Below are 2,045 nucleotides of genomic sequence, written 5' to 3'. Positions count from 1 at the left end.
GGCGGAGCCTGGATGGGATTGAGCCATGCGCTGTTCGAAACACCCGAACCCTATTACCCCGATCCGTCGCACGGCCCGCGCGATTTCAATGAGTATCTGATGCCAGGACCGGACGACATTTGCCCGCACGATATCGCGGTGCTGGAGCGGCCTGCGCCCGACGGCCCGTTCGGCGCCAAGGGCCCCGGCGAGATGTGCGCAAACCCGGTGCTGCCCGCGGTCGCCAATGCCATCTTCAACGCGGTCGGCGTGCGCATCGACGATTTGCCGATCACGCCGGAAAAGGTGCTGCGCGCGATCAAGGCGCAGGGCGGCGCGCGGCCGCCGGCGCGGCGTTGAGGCCCTCGCATGGCCGTACGCAGCAACATCGTCGGCATCGACAGCCCCGACGCGCTGGAGAAGGCGCTTCGCGCGGCCTATTACCTCGCCGACGAAGGCCTTGCGACCGCTGCCTACCTCGGCCTCGCGCTCGGTAAGCCGCTGCTGCTCGAGGGCGCGCCGGGGGTGGGCAAGACCGAAGCCGCAAAAGCCATTGCCGCCGTGCTCGGCCGCCGCCTGATCCGCCTGCAATGCTATGAAGGCATCGACGCCGCCGCCGCGCTCTACGAGTGGAACTATCCGCGGCAGATGCTGGCAATCCGGCAGGCGGGCGAGGAGACGATCGACATCTATGGCGAGCCGTTCCTGATCGAACGACCGATGCTGGCGGCGCTGCGCGCGCCGGACTCCACCGTCTTGCTCATCGACGAGATCGATCGCGCCGACCAGGAATTCGAGGCGTTCCTGCTCGAGTTCCTCTCCGACTTCCAGATCTCGATTCCCGAGCGCGGCACGGTGCGCGCGATGGAGCGGCCGGTGGTGGTGCTGACCTCCAACCGCACCCGCGATCTGCACGAAGCGCTGCGGCGGCGCTGTGTCTATCACTGGATCGACTATCCGACCGCCGAGCGCGAGGCGCGCATTGTGATGATGCGGGCCTCCAGCGTCGCGGAATCGACCGCACGCGCAGTGGTCGCCGCAGTCGGCCGGCTGCGGCGCGAGCCGCTCGGCAAGGCGCCGGGGATCGCCGAGGCGGTGGATTGGGCGGAGGCGGCGACGCTGCTGCACCAGGGCGGCGCGCGCTGGCCGGATGCATTCAAGCGCTCGATCGGCGTCGCGCTCAAGGACGAGGAGGATCTTGGCTTCATCGCGCCCCGGCTCGACACCCTGATCGCGGAGGCGGTGACATGAGCGAGCCGCGCTTGCCGCAAGCTGCTGAGATTTTTGTCAGCTTCGCCACCTTGCTGCGCCTGAACGAGTTCGCCGTGGCGCCGGAGCAGACCACGGCCTTTCTTGCCGCCATCGAGCTGCTCGGGCCGCGCAGCCTCGATGACATTCGCCAGGCGGGGCTCGCGACATTGGCCCCGCCGCCGGAGCGCCGCGCGAGCTATGATCTCCTGTTCGCTATCCATTTCCGTGGACAGGAAGCGCCGGCGCCGACCGAGGGAGACGAGGAGGATGTCGTCCGCTTGCAGGAGGAATCGCGCGGCATGGATGACATCCCGCTCGCCGAGGAAGCCAACGAGTCGGGACTTGCGGCGACCCGCGCCGAGGCGCTGGTGGCGCGCCGCTTCGTCGGCGACACGGCCGGTGACGCCTTGCGCCGTCTTGGGCGCGAAGCCTCCCGGCGTCTGCCGCGGCGTCGTGGCCATCGCCGCATGCGCGCGCGTCGCGGTGCCTTCGCCGATCTGCGCCGTACCTTGCGCGACAGCCTGCGCAGCGACGGCGAGATGCTGCGGCTGCGGCGCCTGAAGCGGCGGCCACGGCCGCGCAAGCTGTTGGTCCTGATCGACATCTCCGGCTCGATGAAGGCCCACACCCAGGACTACCTGCGCTTTGCGCATGCGGCGACGCAGGTTGCGCCGCGGGTCGAGACCTTCACGTTCGGCACGCGGCTCACCCGCATCTCCCGCGCCATGCGCCTGCGCGATCGCGTGCGGGCGCTCGTCGAGGCGGAGGCGGTGGTCGACGACTGGGACGGCGGCACCCGCATCGGCGAGGCGCTT

Annotated in this window: 2 protein-coding genes and 1 pseudogene; all 3 read left to right on the top strand. The window is 69.6% G+C overall.

The genetic code is table 11. The features are described from left to right. Positions 1-339: pseudogene (locus JOY90_RS04565) on the top strand (xanthine dehydrogenase family protein molybdopterin-binding subunit); the annotation flags it as partial. Positions 340-348: 9 nt separating this feature from the next. Further along, entirely contained in the window at positions 349-1,230 is an 882-nt protein-coding gene (locus tag JOY90_RS04560; protein ID WP_291689963.1) for a MoxR family ATPase, read from the top strand. Beyond that, a partial coding sequence (locus JOY90_RS04555) for a VWA domain-containing protein (RefSeq protein ID WP_291689962.1) occupies positions 1,227-2,045 on the top strand: 819 nt, incomplete at its 3' end. The genes JOY90_RS04560 and JOY90_RS04555, both read left to right, overlap by 4 nt.

It is taken from the genome of Bradyrhizobium sp., from assembly GCF_019242285.1.
Taxonomy (GTDB): Bacteria; Pseudomonadota; Alphaproteobacteria; order Rhizobiales; family Xanthobacteraceae; genus Bradyrhizobium.
The sequence above is the reverse complement of the archived record's forward strand: the minus strand, read 5'-3'. Positions and strand labels throughout refer to the sequence as shown.

Bases quoted from the DNA above. Each gene is read 5' to 3' on its own strand.
- JOY90_RS04560 (WP_291689963.1), top strand. From the start codon at position 349: ATGGCCGTACGCAGCAACATCGTCGGCATCGACAGCCCCGACGCGCTG.